Origin of the sequence: Streptomyces umbrinus, from assembly GCF_030817415.1 — a bacterium.
Lineage (GTDB): Bacteria > Actinomycetota > Actinomycetes > Streptomycetales > Streptomycetaceae > Streptomyces > Streptomyces umbrinus_A.
In genome coordinates, this window is the sequence record NZ_JAUSZI010000002.1 from 2,049,055 (window position 1) to 2,068,072 (window position 19,018).

15 protein-coding genes are annotated in these 19,018 nt (G+C 70.5%); 7 read left to right on the forward strand and 8 right to left on the reverse strand.

All coding sequences use genetic code 11. The annotated features are described in order from the left end of the window. Positions 1–254 precede the first annotated feature (254 nt). Positions 255–1,028, forward strand: coding sequence for an enoyl-CoA hydratase/isomerase family protein (locus QF035_RS09735; protein WP_307519630.1), 774 nt, complete (start codon positions 255–257; stop codon positions 1,026–1,028). Here QF035_RS09735 and QF035_RS09740 read toward each other — a convergent pair. Both QF035_RS09740 and QF035_RS09745 read right to left on the reverse strand, forming a co-directional pair. Then, complete coding sequence (locus QF035_RS09740; protein ID WP_307519631.1) at positions 1,015–1,650, reverse strand: DJ-1/PfpI family protein; 636 nt, start codon at positions 1,648–1,650, stop codon at positions 1,015–1,017. The genes QF035_RS09735 and QF035_RS09740 overlap by 14 nt on opposite strands. A 111-nt stretch (positions 1,651–1,761) precedes the next feature. Further along, a complete protein-coding gene (locus QF035_RS09745; protein ID WP_307519633.1) occupies positions 1,762–2,730 on the reverse strand; it encodes a GlxA family transcriptional regulator in 969 nt (322 codons plus the stop codon). Between the two features lie 147 nt (positions 2,731–2,877). Between QF035_RS09745 and QF035_RS09750 the strand changes: the two genes are divergently transcribed. The 3 genes from QF035_RS09750 (at position 2,878) to QF035_RS09760 (ending at position 6,561) form a co-directional block, all read left to right on the forward strand. After that, positions 2,878–3,744, forward strand: coding sequence for an SCO6745 family protein (locus tag QF035_RS09750; protein ID WP_307519635.1), 867 nt, complete (start codon positions 2,878–2,880; stop codon positions 3,742–3,744). A gap of 136 nt (positions 3,745–3,880) precedes the next feature. Next, positions 3,881–4,021, forward strand: coding sequence for an LPFR motif small protein (locus QF035_RS09755; RefSeq protein ID WP_189839553.1), 141 nt, complete (start codon positions 3,881–3,883; stop codon positions 4,019–4,021). Positions 4,022–4,176: 155 nt separating this feature from the next. Continuing rightward, positions 4,177–6,561, forward strand: coding sequence for a Tex family protein (locus QF035_RS09760; RefSeq protein WP_307519636.1), 2,385 nt, complete (start codon positions 4,177–4,179; stop codon positions 6,559–6,561). A gap of 85 nt (positions 6,562–6,646) precedes the next feature. Here QF035_RS09760 and QF035_RS09765 read toward each other — a convergent pair whose 3' ends face one another. Both QF035_RS09765 and QF035_RS09770 read right to left on the reverse strand, forming a co-directional pair. Continuing rightward, positions 6,647–8,287, reverse strand: a complete 1,641-nt coding sequence (locus tag QF035_RS09765; protein ID WP_189839555.1) for an ABC-F family ATP-binding cassette domain-containing protein — start codon at positions 8,285–8,287, stop codon at positions 6,647–6,649. A gap of 203 nt (positions 8,288–8,490) precedes the next feature. Next, positions 8,491–9,510 (reverse strand): oxidoreductase, encoded by a 1,020-nt coding sequence (locus QF035_RS09770; RefSeq protein ID WP_307519637.1) that lies wholly within the window; start codon positions 9,508–9,510, stop codon positions 8,491–8,493. 66 nt (positions 9,511–9,576) lie between these two features. Here QF035_RS09770 and QF035_RS09775 point away from each other — a divergent pair, with 66 nt between their 5' ends. Beyond that, entirely contained in the window at positions 9,577–10,536 is a 960-nt protein-coding gene (locus tag QF035_RS09775; protein WP_307519639.1) for an FAD-dependent oxidoreductase, read from the forward strand. A 236-nt stretch (positions 10,537–10,772) separates the two neighbouring features. Here QF035_RS09775 and QF035_RS09780 read toward each other — a convergent pair whose 3' ends face one another. The 3 genes from QF035_RS09780 to QF035_RS09790 form a co-directional block, all read right to left on the reverse strand. Next, positions 10,773–12,479 carry a BCCT family transporter gene (locus QF035_RS09780; RefSeq protein WP_307519640.1) on the reverse strand — a complete coding sequence of 569 codons (1,707 nt, stop codon included), beginning with the start codon at positions 12,477–12,479 and terminating at the stop codon, positions 10,773–10,775. A gap of 88 nt (positions 12,480–12,567) precedes the next feature. Continuing rightward, on the reverse strand, positions 12,568–13,845 hold the full coding sequence (locus tag QF035_RS09785) for a M14 family metallopeptidase (RefSeq protein WP_307519641.1): 1,278 nt from the start codon (positions 13,843–13,845) through the stop codon (positions 12,568–12,570). Beyond that, the gene (locus QF035_RS09790; protein WP_307519643.1) at positions 13,845–15,806 is read right to left on the reverse strand and encodes a Xaa-Pro dipeptidyl-peptidase; all 1,962 of its coding nucleotides are present in this window, start codon (positions 15,804–15,806) and stop codon (positions 13,845–13,847) included. The genes QF035_RS09785 and QF035_RS09790 overlap by 1 nt, the downstream gene beginning before the upstream one ends. Positions 15,807–16,022: 216 nt before the next feature. Here QF035_RS09790 and QF035_RS09795 point away from each other — a divergent pair, with 216 nt between their 5' ends. Then, positions 16,023–17,516: a M1 family metallopeptidase gene (locus tag QF035_RS09795; protein ID WP_307519644.1), complete on the forward strand. Its 1,494-nt coding sequence runs from the start codon at positions 16,023–16,025 to the stop codon at positions 17,514–17,516. A gap of 149 nt (positions 17,517–17,665) precedes the next feature. Here QF035_RS09795 and QF035_RS09800 read toward each other — a convergent pair whose 3' ends face one another. Further along, the gene (locus tag QF035_RS09800; RefSeq protein ID WP_307519646.1) at positions 17,666–18,145 is read right to left on the reverse strand and encodes a macro domain-containing protein; all 480 of its coding nucleotides are present in this window, start codon (positions 18,143–18,145) and stop codon (positions 17,666–17,668) included. Between the two features lie 145 nt (positions 18,146–18,290). Between QF035_RS09800 and QF035_RS09805 the strand changes: the two genes are divergently transcribed. Continuing rightward, complete coding sequence (locus tag QF035_RS09805) at positions 18,291–18,998, forward strand: MerR family transcriptional regulator (RefSeq protein ID WP_307519647.1); 708 nt, start codon at positions 18,291–18,293, stop codon at positions 18,996–18,998. Positions 18,999–19,018: the final 20 nt, after the last annotated feature.

A 19,018-nucleotide genomic window follows, 5' to 3' on the forward strand; every position in this document is an offset into this window, starting at 1 on the left:
AGTGTTGGTAACGCGCTGGTCCGTACCGGATAACTGAACAGAAGTCAGCGAGTATCGGCGATTTCTGATCGCCTACGCATGACACCGTCAGCTGTGGGACTGGTCCTGTCCGTCTTGTGTCGCATCCGGAACTCTTCGGGTTGTACGTGTTTGCTCCGGGACGGAATCACGCCGCGCCGCCCACCGTAACCGGTCGTCACGAGCCCCAGGTCTGCTTGATCGCGCGTTCGACGAGGGCGGATAGCATCCGGCGTATGGAGCCGCAGCTGCTGCACAGTGTCGCCGACGGGGTCGCCACCGTCGTCATCCACCATCCGGCGAAGCGCAACGCCATGACGGCGGACATGTGGCTGGCGCTGCCGCCCCTGCTCGACACTCTGGCCGCCGACCCCGCCGTACGCGTGCTCGTGCTGACCGGTGAGGGCGGGACGTTCTGTGCCGGGGCCGACATCTCCTCGCTGCGGGGTTCGTCGGGCGAGGCGCAGGGACTGGCCGTACGGGCCGAGGAGGCGCTCGCCGCGTTCGCCAAGCCGACGCTCGCCGCCGTACGCGGCTACTGCGTGGGCGGTGGGTGTCAGCTCGCGGCGGCGTGCGATCTGCGGTTCGCGGACGAGGAGGCGTCGTTCGGGATCACTCCGGCGAAGCTCGGAATCGTCTACGCGGCCTCCTCCACCCGGCGGTTGGTGTCCCTCGTGGGGCCCGCCACCGCCAAGTACCTGTTGTTCTCGGGCGAGTTGATCGACGCCGAGCGTGCGCTGCGCACCGGTCTGGTGGACGAGGTCCTGCCGGGCGGCGAACTCGACAAGCGGGTCGCGGAGTTCAGCCGGATCCTCGTCTCGCGTTCGCAGTTGACGCAGGCCTCGGCGAAGGAGTTCGCCGACGGTCGTACGGACCGGGACGACTACTGGGCGCTGCAGGCGCGCGACGGCGGCGACACCGCGGAGGGGGTCGCCGCCTTCCTGGAGCGCCGGCGGCCCGACTTCACCTGGACCACGCCCGCGGCCGGGCCCACGTCTACGCCACGTTGAAGCGGCTGTCCGCACGGAACCGCTCGACCAGGTGGGCCGGGGCCTTCTGCGGTGAGCCCGCGTCGTAGGGCGGCTGCGGGTCGTACTCCGTCAACAGCTGTACCGCCTGGGCCTGTTCGTCGCCCGCGATCCTGCCGAGCAGTGTGAGCCCCATGTCGATGCCGGACGAAACCCCGGCCGCCGTCACGTACTTGCCGTCGGTCACGACCCGCTCCCCGGTCGGCTCGGCGCCGAAGTGCTTCAGGTGGTCGAGGGCCAGCCAGTGGGAGGTCGCGCGGCGGCCCTCCAGGAACCCCGCCGCCGCGAGCAGCAGCGAGCCGGTGCACACGGATGTCGTCCAGGTGCTCGTGGCGTCCGCCGCGCGCAGCCAGTCGAGGAGCACCTCGTTGTCCATCTGCGGGGTCTGGCCGGGGCCGCCGGGGACCACGACGATGTCCGGTGTCGGGACCTCGGCGAGGGTCTTGTCGGCGGTGATGGCCAGGTTGCCGGTGTCCGTGCGGACGGGTCCCGATTGCTCGGCGACGAAGACCGTTTCTGAGCCTGGAAGGCGGCCCAGGGTTTCGTAGGGGCCTACCGCGTCCAGGGCTGTGAAGCGGTCGAAGAGGACGATGGCGATTTGCATGGGTGCCTTTCCGTTGGGGGGCGGGCGTTTGTGGGTGATCCGCGGGTTGTCGTGGGCTGGTCGCGCATTTCCCCGCGCCCCTGAACGGGGCGGTTGTGGGCCAAGGGGGCATCAGGAGGTTGGCGCCGGTCGGAAACGGCGGCGGTACTCCGCCGGAGGTGCGCCCAGGGTCCTGATGAAAGCTCGGCGCATTGCCTCCGGGGTGCCGTAGCCGCTTGCCCGGGCGATCTGTTCGACGCCGTCCGTCGTGTCCTCCAGGAGGCGGCGAGCATGTTCGAGGCGGACGGTGTCGACGTAGCGGCCGGGGGTCATGCCCGTCTCGGACTGGAAGGCGCGGGCGAAGTGGCGGGGCGACAGGCTGGCGCGGGCCGCGAGCGACTCGACGCACAGGTCGTCGCCGGGGTGCTCGGTGATCCAGTGCTGGACCTCGCGGAGCGGTTCGCGGCGGGCCGTCTGCGCGGAGAGCTGGGCGCTGAACTGGGCCTGGTTCCCCGGGCGCCGGAGGAAGACGACGAGGTACCGGGCGACGCCGAGCGCGGCGTCCCGGCCGAGGTCCTCCTCGACCAGCGCGAGGGCGAGGTCGATCCCGGCGGTGACACCGGCCGAGGTGGCCACATGGCCGTCGCGTACGTAGATGGGGTCCGGGTCGACCTCGATCGCCGGGTGGTCGCGGGCGAGCCGGTCGCAGTACGCCCAGTGGGTCGTCACGCGGCGGCCGTCCAGGAGGCCCGCCTCGGCGAGCAGGATCGCGCCGGTGCAGACGGAGACCAGGCGGTCGGCGCGCGGGCCGTGCTCGCGCAGCCAGTCGATCACGCGTGGATCGGGACCCCGCGTGCCCCGGCCTCCCGGAACGAGCAGGGTGTGCGGCGCCGGGGCCTCAGCCAGGGCGTGGTCCGGGACGAGTGTCAGGCCGCTGGAGGTGCGTACGGGAGCGCCGTCCAGGGAGGCGGTGCGGATGCGGTACGTCTCTCCGGGCTCGCCGGCGTAGGTGTCCGCGCCGGTGAAGACCTCGACGGGGCCCGTGACGTCCAGGCTCTGGACGCCGTCGAAGAGGACGACGAGGACGGTTCGGTACGCCATGGGTCGATTCTCCGCGGGCGGCGGGATGGCCGCAATGACGAACATCCCACCTTTCCTGCCATCGGGGCCCAGGTGGACGGCCGGCCGCCCGAGCCGATCGTCGCCCCGCCATTCCGCACGTACCGACCAGTCGGTAACGTGCGTGGCATGACCACAGCCCTGCCGGAGCGTGCCGGACGCCGATGTCACAACGTCCTCAATCCCCTGCACTCGACCCACTACTTCTCGCCCGATCTCGCGGAGCAGCTGGCCGGGGTCGGTGTCACGGACCCCAGGGCCGCGTACTTCGCGGTGCGTGCCGCGGCCATGGGGCCGGTGGGCGCGGGCACGGTGACGGCGACGTTCTACAACTTCCGCCATGACCTGGTCTCGCGGCACGTGCCCGAGGTGTGGCAGACCGCCTCTCCGGACGTGGTGCTCGCGGCACGCGCGCGTGCCGTGGACGCGACGCTGCGCCGGCTGCTCGGGGACGAGATGCTCGCGTCCAAGGAGGTCGCCGAGGCGGCGGACCTCGCGCTGCGCGCGGCCGAGGCGTGCACCCGTACCGCCCGCCCGCTGTACGCCGCGCACGCCGATCTGCCGGTCCCCGGTGAGCCGCACCTCGCACTGTGGCACGCGGCCACGCTGTTGCGCGAGCACCGCGGCGACGGGCATCTCGCGGCGCTGCTCGACGCTGAACTCGATCCCCTGGAAGCGCTGGTGAGCCACACCGCGACCGGCAAGGGGATGGCCCCGAGGTGGGTCCTCGCCACGCGCGGCTGGGCCCGCGAGGACTGGGACGCGGCGGTGGACCGGCTCAGGGGGCGCGGACTGCTCAACGCCGAGGGCGAGTTGACGGACGCCGGCGTCGCCCTGCGCAAGGAGATCGAGGCGCGGACGGACCGCCTCGACGCGGCTCCGTACGAGCATTTGGGCGCCCCGGGCGTCGAACGCCTCACCGAGCTGGCCACGGGGCTGCTCATGGCGGCGATGGCCGCGGGAGCTTTCCCGGAGGGCATGATCGGCAAGAACTGAGGGCGGCGGGCCGCGGCGGACAGGCCCGTCGTCGGGCACGCGCGCGTGGCGCTCGCCCGGCCATGGTTCGGATCCCCTGTTCGAGGTACTCGTACGTCTTCCGGCCGTGCCGGCCGGGAGAGGAAAGGGGAAACACGTGTTCCGTGCCATCGCAGACGTGCTGCGGCAGATCGGTGGGGCCATCGCCACGGTTGTGACGCTGCCGTTCCGGGCCTTGGCCCGGCTGTTCGGCGGCGCCTCCCAGTCGACGCGCGGCGGGCGGGGTCGCAGGGCCTGACCGCCGACTGCCACCGGAGCCGGAGACGCCACGGGCGTGTCCGGCTCCCCGCATGTCCGCCGCGTCGAGACCCTGTTCGCCGCCCTGATCCCCCGTTGTCGGTGCCACCTGCCACAATTGCCGCGCAACCTCAGTCAAGAAGGCGGTACGGGATCGTGACGACACCCCTCGTAGGGTCCATCGAAGGCAGGATCGCCGAGGAACTCGGCGTACGGGAGCGGCAGGTCAAGGCCGCCGTCGACTTGCTCGACGGCGGGTCGACGGTGCCCTTCATCGCCCGCTACCGCAAGGAAGCGACCGAGATGCTCGACGACGCGCAGCTGCGCACGCTCGAGGAGCGGCTGCGCTATCTGCGGGAGCTGGAGGAGCGGCGCACGGCGATCCTCGACTCGGTGCGTGAGCAGGGCAGGCTCACCGACGAGCTGGAGGCGCAGATCCGTGGCGCCGAGACCAAGGCACGCCTGGAGGACATCTACCTGCCGTTCAAGCCGAAGCGGCGCACGAAGGCGCAGATCGCCCGTGAGGCGGGCCTGGAGCCGCTGGCCGAGGGGCTGCTCGGCGACCCGTCCGTCGACCCGCTCGCCGCGGCCCTGGCCTTCGTGGACGCCGACAAGGGCGTCGCCGATCCGCAGGCCGCCCTGGACGGCGCCCGCGCGATCCTCACCGAGCGGTTCTCGGAGGACGCCGACCTGATCGGCGAACTGCGCGAGCGCATGTGGGTGCGGGGTCGGCTGGCCGCCAAGGTGAAGGACGGCAAGGAGGAGGCCGGCGCCAAGTTCGCCGACTACTTCGACTTCGCCGAGCCCTTCACCGACCTGCCCTCGCACCGGATCCTCGCCATGCTGCGCGGCGAGAAGGAGGAGGTCCTGGACCTCGTCCTTGAGCCCGAGGAGCCCTCCGAACAGCCCGGCCCGTCCTCGTACGAGGGGATCGTCGCCCACCGTTTCGGGATCGCCGAGCGCGGCCGTCCCGCCGACAAGTGGCTGACGGACACGGTCCGTTGGGCCTGGCGCACCCGGCTGCTCGTACACCTCGGCATCGACATGCGGATGCGGTTGCGGACGGCCGCCGAGGACGAGGCGGTCAACGTCTTCGCGGCCAATCTCCGCGACCTGCTGCTCGCCGCCCCGGCGGGCACGCGCTCCACGCTCGGCCTCGACCCGGGTTTCCGTACGGGTGTGAAGGTGGCCGTGGTCGACGCGACCGGCAAGGTCGTCGCCACGGACGTCATCTACCCCCACGTCCCGGCGAACAAGTGGGACGAGGCCATCGCCAAGCTCGCCCGCCTCTCCAAGGAGCACGCGGTCGAGCTGATCTCCATCGGCAACGGCACGGCGTCCCGCGAGACCGACAAGCTCGCCGGTGAACTCATCGCCAAGCACCCGGAGTTGAACCTCACGAAGGTGATGGTGTCCGAGGCGGGCGCGTCCGTGTACTCGGCGTCGGCGTTCGCCTCGGCGGAGCTGCCCGGCATGGACGTGTCGCTGCGCGGCGCCGTCTCCATCGCCCGCCGCCTGCAGGACCCGCTCGCCGAGCTGGTGAAGATCGACCCGAAGTCGATCGGTGTCGGCCAGTACCAGCACGACCTGTCCGAGGTGAAGCTCTCCCGCTCCCTCGACGCGGTCGTGGAGGACTGTGTGAACGGCGTGGGCGTGGACGTGAACACGGCCTCGGCCCCGCTGCTCTCGCGGGTCTCCGGCATCACCTCCGGACTCGCCGAGAACATCGTGGCGCACCGCGACACGAACGGCCCCTTCACCTCGCGTACGGCGCTGAAGAGCGTGGCACGCCTCGGCCCCAAGGCGTACGAGCAGTGCGCGGGCTTCCTGCGGATCCGTGGCGGTGACGACCCGCTGGACGCGTCCAGCGTGCACCCCGAGGCGTATCCCGTGGTGCGGCGGATGGTGAAGACGGCGGGCAGCGAGGTCGCCTCGCTGGTCGGGAACACGAGTGTGCTGCGGTCGCTGCGGCCGGACGACTTCGTGGACGAGACATTCGGTCTGCCGACCGTGACCGACATCCTGAAGGAGCTGGAGAAGCCGGGGCGCGACCCGCGGCCCGCCTTCAAGACGGCCACCTTCAAGGACGGCGTGGAGAAGATCTCCGACCTGGCCCCCGGGATGGTCCTCGAAGGTGTCGTGACGAACGTGGCCGCCTTCGGTGCCTTCGTGGACGTCGGCGTCCACCAGGACGGTCTGGTGCACGTCTCCGCGATGTCCAAGACGTTCGTCAAGGACCCGCGGGACGTGGTGAAGTCCGGTGACATCGTCAAGGTGAAGGTGCTCGAGGTCGACATCCCGCGCAAGCGGATCTCGCTGACGCTGCGGCTGGACGACGAGGCGGCGGCCTCCGGCGAGGGGCGGCAGGACCGGCCTCAGCGGGGTGGGCGGCCGCCTCAGCAGCGCGGGCAGCAGCGGCAGGGGCAGGGGCAGGGGCGCTCCGGCGGGGGTTCACGGCAGGCCCCGCCGCCCGCCAACAGCGCGATGGCGGATGCCTTGCGGCGGGCGGGGCTCGGTGATTCCAAGAAGGGGAAGCGCTGAGTTCTTTGTGCGGGTTAGTGGGGGCTGATCGCGCAGTTCCCCGCGCCCCTGAAGGGGCGCTCCTGCGCGGCCACCTTTCCCCTCGCTAGCGCTCCGTCACCTTGCCCGCCGCCACCTCCAGGCGGCGGGTCGTGTGGACCGCGTCCAGCATGCGGCGGTCGTGGGTGACCAGGAGGAGCGTGCCCTCGTACGAGTCGAGGGCCGACTCCAGTTGCTCGATGGCCGGCAGGTCGAGGTGGTTCGTCGGCTCGTCGAGGACGAGGAGGTTGACGCCTCGGCCCTGGAGGAGGGCGAGGGCTGAGCGGGTCCGTTCGCCCGGGGAGAGCGTGGCGGCCGGGCGCAGGACGTGCTCCGCCTTGAGGCCGAACTTGGCCAGCAGGGTGCGGAGTTCGGCAGGCTCGGTGTCGGGCACGGCCGCGGAGAACGCGTCGATCAGGGCCTCCGGGCCGTGGAACAGCTTGCGGGCCTGGTCGACCTCGCCGACGATCACGCCCGATCCCAGGGTGGCGTGGCCCGAGTCCAGAGGCACCCGGCCGAGCAGGGCTCCGAGCAGGGTCGACTTGCCCGCGCCGTTCGCGCCGGTGACGGCGACACGGTCCGCCCAGTCGATCTGGAGCGTGGCCGGGCCGAAGTTGAAGTCGCCCCGCCGGACCTCGGCGTCCCGCAGGGTGGCGACCACGGCGCCGGACCGCGGGGCGGCCGCGATCTCCATCCGCAGTTCCCACTCCTTGCGCGGCTCCTCCACCACGTCCAGCCGCTCGATCATGCGCTGGGTCTGCCGGGCCTTCGCGGCCTGCTTCTCGCTGGCCTCGCTGCGGAACTTGCGGCCGATCTTGTCGTTGTCGTTGTTCGCCTTGCGCCGGGCGTTCTTGACGCCCTTGTCCATCCAGGAGCGCTGCATCTGGGCGCGCCCTTCGAGCGCGGTCCGCTTGTCGGCGTACTCCTCGAAGTCGTCGCGGGCGTGCCGACGGGCGACGTCCCGCTCCTCCAGATAGGCCTCGTAGCCGCCGCCGTACAGCTTGATCTGCTGCTGGACGAGGTCGAGTTCGAGGACCTTGGTGACCGTGCGGGTGAGGAACTCGCGGTCGTGGCTGACGACGACCGTGCCCGCGCGCAGGCCGGAGACGAAGCGTTCGAGGCGCTCCAGGCCGTCCAGGTCGAGGTCGTTGGTCGGCTCGTCGAGCAGGAACACGTCGTAGCGGGAGAGGAGGAGGGAGGCGAGTCCGGCCCGGGCGGCCTGGCCGCCGGAGAGGGCGGTCATCGGGTGGTCCAGGCCGACGGCGAGTCCGAGCGAGTCGGCGACCTCCTCGGCCCGCTCGTCGAGGTCGGCTCCGCCAAGGTCGAGCCAGCGCTCCAGGCTGGTCGAGTACGCGTCGTCCGAGCCCGGCGCCCCGTCGACGAGCGCCTGCGTGGCCTCGTCCATCAGTCGCTGGGCCTCGGTGACGCCCGTGCGGCGCGCCAGGAAGTCCCGGACGGTCTCGCCGGTCCTGCGCTCCGGCTCCTGCGGAAGATGGCCGACGGTCGCGGCCGGCGGGGAGAGCCGCAGCTCGCCCTCCTCGGGTGTGAGCAGCCCGGCGAGCATCCGCAGCAGGGTGGACTTGCCCGCTCCGTTGGCACCGACGAGACCGATCACGTCGCCGGGCGCGACGACGAGGTCGAGCCCGGAGAAGAGCGAGCGGTCGCCGTGGCCGGCGGCGAGGTTCTTGGCGACGAGGGTGGCAGTCATCAGAGGGCGATCCTAATCGCCCGGCCACGCGCGACCGCCCTCGGTTTTCGTGCACGCTGACGCCCCGGCGCCGGTACGTGGTCGCCCCGGTCCCGGCGCGGCGACATCGAGGGCGCCCTCGCGCCGATGTCGGGGGCTCTCGGCGCGCGGATGTCGGGTTCCCCGCGCACGGCCGTCGGAGAATCCGGGCGCGCCCGGGGAGCTCAGCGCACCATCGCCTCCACCAGCACGCCTCCCGATGTCCGGGCCACGATGAACGACTCTCCCTTCGTGGCCTTGGCGTCCAGGGCGAGCCGGTGGCGGCCCGCTTCCAGGACGCCGTCGAAGACCTCGTACATGTGCGTGCGGTAGAGGCGGTCGAGGCGGTACGCGGTCAGCTGGACCCGGCAGGTGGAGGTGACCTCGACGCCCGCCTCGCCGTCGGCGGCGACCAGCCGGGTCAGACGACGCTGTTCCTGGGGGCTGCGGTCCAGGGCGTTCTCTATCTGGGCGACCAGGAGCGGGACGATCGGGGCCAGACCCTCGACGTACGCGACATCGACGCCCGCGTGCTCGAAGGACTGCCGTACGGCGGCACGTTCCTGCTCGGTGACCGCGCGGCCGAAGGCGACGGCCCCGTACGTGCGCAGTTCGTCGGCGGAGATGTCGGTGGCGTCCTGCGCGGTCTCGGCACCGATGCCGATGATGCGCAGGGCGGCGGCGAGTTTGGCCAGGACGGCGGCCCTGGCGCCGATGAGCAGGACCCTGCGTCGCTCGCCCGCGGTGCCGGTGAGCAGCGACCCCAGGGCGGCGCGGTACTCCTCGCCGTGGAAGAGGAACGGGCCGATGCCGTGATAGCCGTTCCGCTCCAGATCCGCGTGTTCGTCGGTCTGCCAGGCGAAGTCGCGCCATACGTAGTCGTCGCCGTGCCGTTCGATCGCGGCGGTCACGGCGCCGCACCCGAGGTCCTCGCACTCGGGGCAGCCGTAGATGACGTACCGGCCGCCCTCCAGCGGGGCGTCGGCTTCCAGGAGGAGACTGCGTACCTGTGCGGTGAAGATCGCGGGCGGTACGTCGGAGGCGAGGGGGGACACGGCGTCGAGGTCGGAGAGCTGGTACAGCAGCGGGCGGCCGTCGACGATGAAGTCGACGAAATCCCGGTGCGCTTGGTAGTCACCGTTGGCAAGGACTCCACCGGCACGCATCGCCGGTGCCAGGCCGAAGGTCGCGTACTCGGCAGACATGCTGTGAGTATCCCCAGAGTGAGCGCTGTCTGAGCACGGCATGACACATTCCGCTAACGTCCCCGCGTGACGAGGGATCGAAGCGGTGACGTGATAGTGGTCGGCAGCGGGGTCATAGGGCTGACGACGGCGGTCGTTCTGGCCGAGAGCGGTAGGCGGGTGCAGGTCTGGACGCGGGAGCCCGCCGAGGGAACCACCTCGGCGGTTGCGGGCGCACTGTGGTGGCCTTACAGCGTCGAGCCGCTGGAACTCGCCCGCGCGTGGGCCCTGGAGTCACTTTCCGTGTACGAGGAGTTGGCGGCGCGGCCCGACGAGACGGGCGTACGCATGGTCGAGGGCGTACTGGGTGGGGCACGGCTGGACGAGCAGGGGCCGTGGGCGGCCGCTCGGCTGCCGGGGCTCCGGGCGTCGACGCCCGAGGAGTACGCGGGAACCGGGCTGTGGGCCCGGCTGCCGTTGATCGACATGCCGGTGCAGTTGCGGTGGCTGCGCGAGCGGTTCCTGCGGGCGGGCGGGACGGTCGAGGTGCGTGCCGTGACGGATCTCGCCGAGGCGGGGGCGGCGGCGCCGGTGGTCGTCAACTGCACGGGGCTGGGCGCCCGGGATCTCGTACCCGATCCTGCAGTTCGGCCCGTGCGGGGGCAGCTTGTGATCGTGGAGAACCCCGGTGTGCGTAGCTGGCTCGTCTCGACGGATGCCGCCGCCGGGACGACCACCTATCTGTTTCCGCAGCCCGACCGGTTGGTGCTGGGTGGGACGACCGACGAGGACGAGTGGTCGCTGACGCCTGATCCGGCGGTGGCGGCGCGGATCGTGGAGCGGTGTGCGCGGTTTCGGCCCGCGGTGGCGCGGGCGCGGGTGTTGGGGCATCGGGTCGGGTTGCGGCCTGTGCGGGGTGTTGTGCGGCTTGAGCAGGAAGTTCGGGGTGGGGGTGGGGTGTTGGTGCACAACTATGGGCATGGTGGGGCGGGGGTGACTGTGGCTTGGGGGTGTGCGCGGGTGGCTGCCGGGCTTGCCTTCGGCTGAGTGCCCTGCGGGGCGCCCTTTGCAGGGCGCCCCGTGGTGAGGGGTTGTTTGTTGGCTGCGGGTTCGTTGTGGCTGGTCGCGCAGTTCCCCGCGCCCCTGAAAGACGAAAGCCTCGCCCTCGCCTCCCGGCCGACCTCGCCGAGCCTCAGCCCCAAGACCCAAGACCCCAGCCCTGAGCCGAACCTGACGCTCGGCCCGACTCGGACCGCGGCCCGCAGCCTGGCATGGCCCGGCGCTCAGCCGTGGTCGTGGCCCAGGGGGTCGCCCTCCGTTTCTGTGCCGGCACCTGGGCCGACCCTGATCTCGAATTCGCCGTCGTACTTCTTGTGGCCCTCGATCACGGCGAGCGAGACGGCCTCGGAGCCCATTTCGTGGCGCACGATGACGGGGTCCCTGCGCAGGTCGCGCATGAGGGAGATGCACATGCCGATCATCACGAGGACGAAGGGCGCGGCGGCCAGGATCGTGAGGTTCTGCAGGCCGGTGAGCGCGTTGCCCTCGGTGCCGACGAGCAGCATGATGGCGGCGACGGCTCCGGTGACCACGCCCCAGAACACCACGACGAAGCGGCCGGGTTCGAGGGCGCCCTTCTGGGAGAGCGTGCCCATCACGATGGACGCGGCGTCGGCGCCGGAGACGAAGAAGATGCCGACGAGGATCATCACGAGCAGGCTGGTCGCGGTCGCGATGGGGAACTCCTGGAGAACGCCGAAGAGTTGGCCCTCGGGGGTCGACTCGCCGCCGAGATCGCCGCCCTCCTTCAGCTTCATCGCCGTACCGCCGAAGATCGCGAACCAGACGAGACTTACGGTGCTGGGCACGAGGATGACGCCGCCGACGAACTGCCGGATGGTGCGGCCGCGGCTGATGCGGGCGATGAACATGCCGACGAAGGGCGTCCAGGAGATCCACCACGCCCAGTAGAAGACGGTCCAGCTGCCGAGCCAGTCCGCGACGCCCTCGCCGGTGCTGGCCTCGGTACGGCCGGCCAGCTGCGGCAGGTCACCGAGGTAGGAGAAGACCGAGGTGGGCAGCAGGTCGAGGACGATGACCGTCGGACCCGCGATGAACACGAAGACGGCGAGCACCAGGGCGAGCACCATGTTGATGTTGGACAGCCACTGGATGCCCTTCTCGATACCGGAGATGGCCGAGGCGACGAACGCCACCGTCAGGACGGCGATGATCACGACGAGCAGACCGTCGCTCACCTTGTCCATCCAGTCCAGCTCGGTGAATCCGGAGCCGATCTGGAGGGCGCCGAGGCCCAGGGAGGCCGCGGAGCCGAAGACGGTGGCGATGATCGCGAGGATGTCGATGGCCCGGCCGACGCTGCCGTTCGCGTGCTTCTCCCCGATGAGCGGGGTGAAGACGGCGCTGATCGTCTGGCGGCGGCGCTTGCGGAAGGTGCTGTAGGCGATGGCGAGGCCGACCACCGCGTAGATCGCCCAGGGGTGGAGCGTCCAGTGGAAGAGGGTGGTGGCCATCGCCGTCTGCATGCGTTCCGCGGAGTCCGCGGGGTCGGTTCCCGGTGGCGGGGTCGTGTAGTGGGAGAGCGGCTCGCTCACGCCGTAGAACATCAGGCCGATGCCCATACCGGCACTGAACATCATCGCGACCCAGGACACGGTCTTGAACTCGGGCTCCTCGCCCTCCGCGCCGAGGTGGATCCTGCCGTACCGGCTGACCGCGAGCCACAGTGCGAAGACCACGAAGCCCGAGGCAGCCAGCATGAAGCCCCAGCCGCCGTTGTGGATCAGGCCGCTGAGCATCTTGTCGGAGGCGCTCTTCAGGGAGTCGGTGCCGACCGATCCCCAGATCACGAAGGCCACGGTGATGGCGGCGGTGACACCGAACACCACCCAGTCGGTGTGCTGACCGGGGCCGCCGGGAATGTCCGATGGACCTTCCCGGCCTCCCCTCTTGTACAGGTCTTCAGTCATCTGCGGCACCTTCCCCTGTAAACCGTGGGTAAGCCATTTCCTCGCTATGCCCTACGACCTACCACAGGTGCTACAGATCTCACCCACCTCAGCAGTCGGTGTCGGGTTCCCCGACCGTGAGGCGGTACGGGGCACGCTCGTCGAGGAGCAGCGGGACGAGCGCGCGCAGGGACTGGCGCAGCGGGACGTGGGCGCCGTCCGCGTCCTGTCGCGCTCTCACGCCGTGCAGGGCGAGTTCGTCCTTTATGTCCGCGTACTGGTCGGCCGTCAGCCGGTAGGCGCAGGGCGGGTCCGCGATGATCTCGGACGGTTCGGCCGGGTCGTTGTCGGCGCCCCCGACGTAGACCGGGCCTGTATCCCGGTAACCGGCCAGCCGGGCCGCCGTCGTGGCCGCCTCGATCCGGGTGCGTCGTTCGCCCGCGAACTCGAACAGCCCGTCCAGCGCGGCCAGTTGGGAGTGGACGCGGCGCCGGTTGTTGAGTGCCTCGTCGGCCTTCTCGGCGTCCGTGAGGGGGTCGACGCGGCTCTCGATGAGCAGCCCGACGCCGTGCTTGACGCCGGACATGTTCCGCAGGATCCGCTCCTGTCCGTCGCCCGCGACCTGCCGGATCGGGTCACCGGTCACCGGGTCGGTCCAGATTCCGTACGTGCCGGTCGAGTACCCCTCAGCCTGGGCGGCCGGCCGCACGTATGTCCGCGACAAGGTCCGCCCCTCGTCGTGCACGGCCGCGTCGGTGTTGAGGTTGCGCGGCCAGAGGTCGAAGAGGTCCTTGTCGTAGTACGGGGGTGTGGCCCCGTACTCGTGCAGGTCGTAGATCACGTCGGGCTTGCGGTCGCGGACGACGGCGGCCATGGCGCGGCCCTCGGCCGTCTGGAGCGCGAGATGGTCGCGGTTGATGTCGATGCCGTCGCTGTTGCCGCGGGTGTCGGCGGCCCGGCCGTCCGGGTTGGCAGTGGGCACGACGAGCAGCGTGGTGCGGTCGAGGAACTTCCGCGTGGCGGAGTCCTTCGCGTACGCGAGGTCGCGGACCGTCGTGAGACAGGCCTCGCGCCCGGAGGGTTCGTCGCCGTGCTGGCTGCACACCAGCAGGACGGTGTTGGCCGCGTGGCTGTTGCCGATGCGTACGAGCCGGAGCGGGCGGTCCTGTTTGGTCGTGCCGATCCGGCTGATCGACACCCGGCTGCTCGACTTGTCGACGGCGGCGAGGAAGTCCCGCTCCTCGGGCTGGGTGGTCCAGCGTGCGCCGTCGGTCTGCTCGAATCCGGTACGGGGTGGGGGCGGGGCCGCATGGGCGGGCACTGTCAGCAGGGGCGAGGTGAGCACCGCCGCCGTCAGTGCGACGGCGGCGGTACGGCGGGGTGTCATCAGTGGGTGCCTCCGGGTACGCGGTGCGTGGCGCGCGGCTCGCCTATGCCGTCGAGGGTGGCGTCGGGGGTGACGTACGAGGATCCCGAGGTGGCACGCGCGAACGCCGCGGCCCCGCCGACGAGCGGCACGCTGGCCTTCGTGCGCGCGAGGTCGAGGGCGAGGGTCGGGGTGCTCGACGGCGGGTCGATGAGGCCCTCGTCGGTGCCGGCGACGATCAGCGCGAGGCGGTGTCCTGCCGGGACGACGTGGTCGCTCGCGTGCAGGTCGAGGGTGATGGTGTAGCGCTTGCCCGGGGTGAGGGGTTCGCCCTTGGCGTCGGATGCGTGGTTGCCGAGGTCGGCCCAACCGCGGCTGAACACCGTGTAGTCGACGTCCGCGGTCTTCGCCCGGGTCTCCTTGAAGCAGGAGCTGTCGCCGGTGGTGCTCGGGCCCCAGCAGGTGCGGTCGGTGAGCGTGGAGATGCCCTCGCCCGAGGCGGAGTAGTCACGGATCGTGTCCGGACCGAGGTCGACCAGGACCGCGGAGAGATGGGCGGTCGACGTGGTCGGGGTGGCGGTGACGGTCACCTTGGAGGAGCCGGACAGGCGGACGTCACGGGTGAGCGGCTTGGTGGTGAAGCCGGCCTTGGCGGACGTGGACTGGTCGATCTGGGCGGCCCAGTCGGTCTCGTCCTGCTGCGGGTCGTCGGTGAAGGTTTCGGTACCCGATCCGGTACGCAGTGAGAGGGTGCCGACGCCCGCCTGGGCGCCCTTGCCCGGGCGCAGGCTCACGGTGTCGGTGGCTCGCGGCGGCCAGACGTTCGAGGTGACCCACTGGTCGGGGGCGCGCTCGATGTCGGCCATCGGCTCGTCGTCGATGCCGTTGTCGTAGCCGAGGAGTTCGTGGTCGAACCAGCGGTGCAGGGTGTCGGCCCACTCGGCGCGGCGGAAGTCGAAGGGGTCGACGTGACCGGTCTGGGACAGCCAGATCTTGCGGTCGACACCGTTCTCGGCGAGGCCGTCCCACCACTGGCCGAAGTGCTTCGGGCGGACGTTGAGGTCCTGCATGCCGTGGATGACGAAGACGCTGGCGTCGACCTTGCGGACGTCCTTCACATAGTCGCGCTCGGTCCACAGCTTGGTCCAGTCGCCGGTGCGCGGGGCCCCGTCGACGAGTTTCTGCTGGACGGCGGCGCACCTGGCGCGGGCGTCGGGGCTCTCGACGTAGTCGGACAGCCACTCGGGGCCCGAGTCGTAGAGGGGGGCGCCCTTGGCGAAGTAGTAGTCGTACCAGGAGGAGATGGCGGCTATGGGGACGATCGTCTCCAGGCCCTCGACTCCGGTGGCGGCGACGCCGTTGGCGATCGTACCGTCGTAGCTCTTGCCGATCATGCCGGTCCTGCCGTTGGTCCAGCCGGCCTTGGCCTTCGTGGTCCCCGTGCGGGAGGTGTAGCCCTTGGCCCGGCCGTTCAGCCAGTCGACGACGGCCTTCGCGGACTGGACGTCGGAACGGCCGCCCACGTCGACGCAGCCGTCGGAGCGGTTGGTCCCGGCGAGGTCGACGCCGACGAACGCGTAGCCGCGCGGCACGAAGTAGTTGTCGTAGTAGAGCGGCATCTGGACGACGTCGCCGTTCGCGTCGTACGTCTTCTTCTGGCTCTCGTTGCCGCGCCCGCAGCAGGAGTAGTACGGGCTGGCATCCATGATCACGGGGATCTTGCGGCCCTGCTGGGCGGGTTCGCGCGGGCGGACGATGTCGACGGCGACGCGGTCGGTCTTCCCGTCGCTGTCGCCGTCCAGTCTGGTGTCCACCCAGACGGATTCGCGGATCGCGTTCTCGTACGAGTAGACGGGGGCGCTCTCCCGCGGCGCGCTGTGGGCGGCGACCGGGGTGAGGAGCGTGGCCATCAGGGCGGCTGTGGCCGCCGTCGCGAGCGATCTCCAGTTGGTGAAGCGCTTGTAGCGCGCAGGTGTCCGCATGCGCGGAAGGTACTCCGGTCAACTCCTGTGCAAAAGAGGGCCGATTGGGGTGCGTAGGGGTTCGGCCGAGGTGTGGCTTGAAAGGTGCGTGGGACGGGGTCGCTCATGTCGGCCGAATGGCGATCGTGTGACAGGAGCGGTCATGGACAGGGCTGGGCCCACAGGGACTGAATAGGCTCCGAACAGACTTCGTGCCCCTACGACTTGGAGCTTGACGTGCACCGCAGACTCATCGCCCCGGGCGCACTCGCGGCCTCCCTGCTGCTGGCGATCCCGGCATCGGCGGCCGACTACTCCCCCGGAGCGCCGGGCATCGGCGATCCCTACTACCCGGCCTACGGCAACGGCGGATACGACGTCTCCCACTACGACCTCCGGCTCCAATACCAGCCGGAGACGGACAAGTTGGAGGGCACGGCGACCCTCCTGGCGAGGACCACACAGGATCTCTCGCGCTTCAATCTGGACTTCCTGCTCGATGTGAGCGAGGTGCGGGTCAACGGCACGAAGGCCTCGTTCACCACCTCGGGCGAGCACGAGCTGGAGATCACGCCGAAGAACCCACTGCCCGAGGGCACGGCCGTCACGGTCGTGGTGCGCTACAGCGGGGTGCCGTCCTCGAAGAAGGCGTACGGGTTCACCAGTTGGCACCGCACCCCGGACGGCGGGGTCGGGGCGAACGAGCCCGAGGCGGCCTGGTGGTGGTTCCCCAGCAACGACCACCCGCTGGACAAGGCCACGTACGACGTGTCGGTCGCCGTGCCCGACGGCTCGCAGGCGATCTCCAACGGCACGCTCCAGTCGGTGAGTTCACGGGCCGGCTGGACGCGCTACAGCTGGCGTTCCAACAAGCCGCAGGCCACGTATCTCGCCACGCTCGCGGTCGGGAAGTTCGACCTCACGACCGGCACGTCGGAGAGCGGCATCCCGATCGTCAACGCCTACAGCAAGGATCTGGGCGACAACTACGGGGCGGCGCGCGCGAGCATCGAGCGGACCGGGGAGGTCGCGGACTGGCTGTCCGAGTATTTCGGCCCTTATCCGTTCAATGCGCTGGGCGGCTACGTGCCCAACACCGACACCGGGTACGCGCTGGAGACGCAGACCCGGCCCTTCTACAGCCCACGGCAGTTCGCGAGCGGGACGAACGTGTCCGTGGTCGTGCACGAACTGGCGCACCAGTGGTACGGCGACCATGTGTCCGTCACCGGGTGGAAGGACATCTGGATCAACGAGGGCTTCGCCCGGTACGCGCAGTGGCTGTGGTCGGAGCACGAGGGCGAGGGGACGGCACAGGAGATCGCGGACTACGTGTACGCGTCGCGGGCCTCCGACGATCCGTTCTGGACCGTCAAGCCCGGGGATCCCGGGCCGGAGAACCAGTTCCACATCGCCGTCTACGACCGTGGGGCGCTGGCGTTGCAGGCGCTGCGCAACGAGATCGGGGACGAGGCGTTCTTCGCCATTCTGAAGGGGTGGCCGAAGAAGTACTCGTACGGGAACGCGACCGTCGGTGACTTCGTGAAGTACGCGGAGGAGGTGTCGGGGCAGCCGCTCGCCTCGCTGTTCGACACGTGGCTGTACCAGGCGTCGAAGCCGGGGGCGCCGGCGGCTCGGGCTGCTTCGATCGCGCCTCGGGCTCAGGGCGAGCTGGTGCGGCCGAAGTCGTGGAAGAAGATCGCGGCGACGAACTCGGTTCACGAGCGGTAGCACTCCGTGGGGGGGGCGGGAAGGGGTGCGGGTGCGCTGGTGCGGGTGGCCTGGTGCGGGTTGTATTGGGCTGGTCGCGCCCCGCGGCGGAGCCGCAAATGTCAGAGCCCCGCGCCCCTTTCGGGGCCCGGGCCCCTTGGAGGGCTCACTCAGTCGCCGTGGTCGTACACCGTCACCTTGATGCCTTTTGCTATGAGTCGCTCGTTTATCAGTGGCTCCACTCGTGACCACTTTCCGCCCGCCAGTCCGCAGCCGATGCGGGGCATGTGGACGGATGCGCCCAGTTCGAGGGCCTTGTCGGCCAGTGGGGCGAGGGCCGTGTCGATCGCCTCGTAGCGGACGGGGACGCCCTTGCTGCCGGTCTTCGTGCCCCGCTGGCCGATCATGTTGGCCACCCACATGTATCGGTCGACCTTGACGAACTGGGTCGCGCCCAGGGCGAAGTCGTTGCCCGCGCGCTCGCGGTGCCAGCGGCGGTAGGCCGTCTCCGGCTCCGGCCAGCGGTCCGACAGGGCGAGGACGAAGCCCTTGCCCCAGCCCCCGATGTCGTTGCAGACATGGGCGATCAGTTTGACGCCCTTGCCCAGCGGGGTGGTGGCGTCGCCCCGGACGTACGTGATCTCCGACATGACGCCAACCGTACGGACCGCCACTGACAATCGGCCACGGCATTTCGGGGCCGTCGGCCGCCCCGGGAGCTTTCACAACGCAGGTGAGACAGCAATACTGTTGCACCGCACTCGTGAGGCAGATGTGGCACCCGAAGGAGCGGTCATGGCGACGGACATCGAGGAGCCGACGCTCACGGTCGATGAGCTGGCCGCGCGGGCGGGGGTCACGGTACGGACCGTGCGGTTCTACGGCACGAGGGGGCTGCTGCCGCCGCCCGTGATCGGGCCGCGCCGGGTGGGCCACTACGGCCAGGACCATCTGTCCCGGCTCGCCCTCATCGAGGAGCTGCAGCACCAGGGGATGACGCTCGCCGCGATCGAGCGCTATCTGCAGCAGTTGCCGGAGGGGCTCAGCGCCCATGACCTGGCCATCCACCGGGCCGTGGTGGCCTCCTGGGCGCCGGACTCGGCGGAGGAGGTGAGCCGCGCGGAGCTGGTGCGCCGGGCGGGGCGACCGCTTGGCGCGGAGGATCTGGACCGGCTCGTCGCGATGAGCGTCGTCAGGGAGGCGGCCGACCCGGGTACGTACCGCGTGGACCTAGGGCTGCTGCGGCTCGGCGTCCAGCTGCTCGACGTGCCGATCGCGCACGAGACGATCCTCGCCGCGCGCACGGTCCTGCTGAAGCACACGCGCGCCGCGGCCCACGAGCTGTCCCTGCTGTTCCGGGACGAGGTGTCCGAGCGCGAGTCCGTCGAGGCGATGAAGGACCTGTCCGCTCACATGCAACCGCTCGTGGTGCAGGCGTTGTTGACGACCTTTCAGCGGTCACTGAAGGAAGAGCTGCGGGAGTGGCTCACCGAGGAGTCCTGAACCGCCGCCCCCTTCGACGT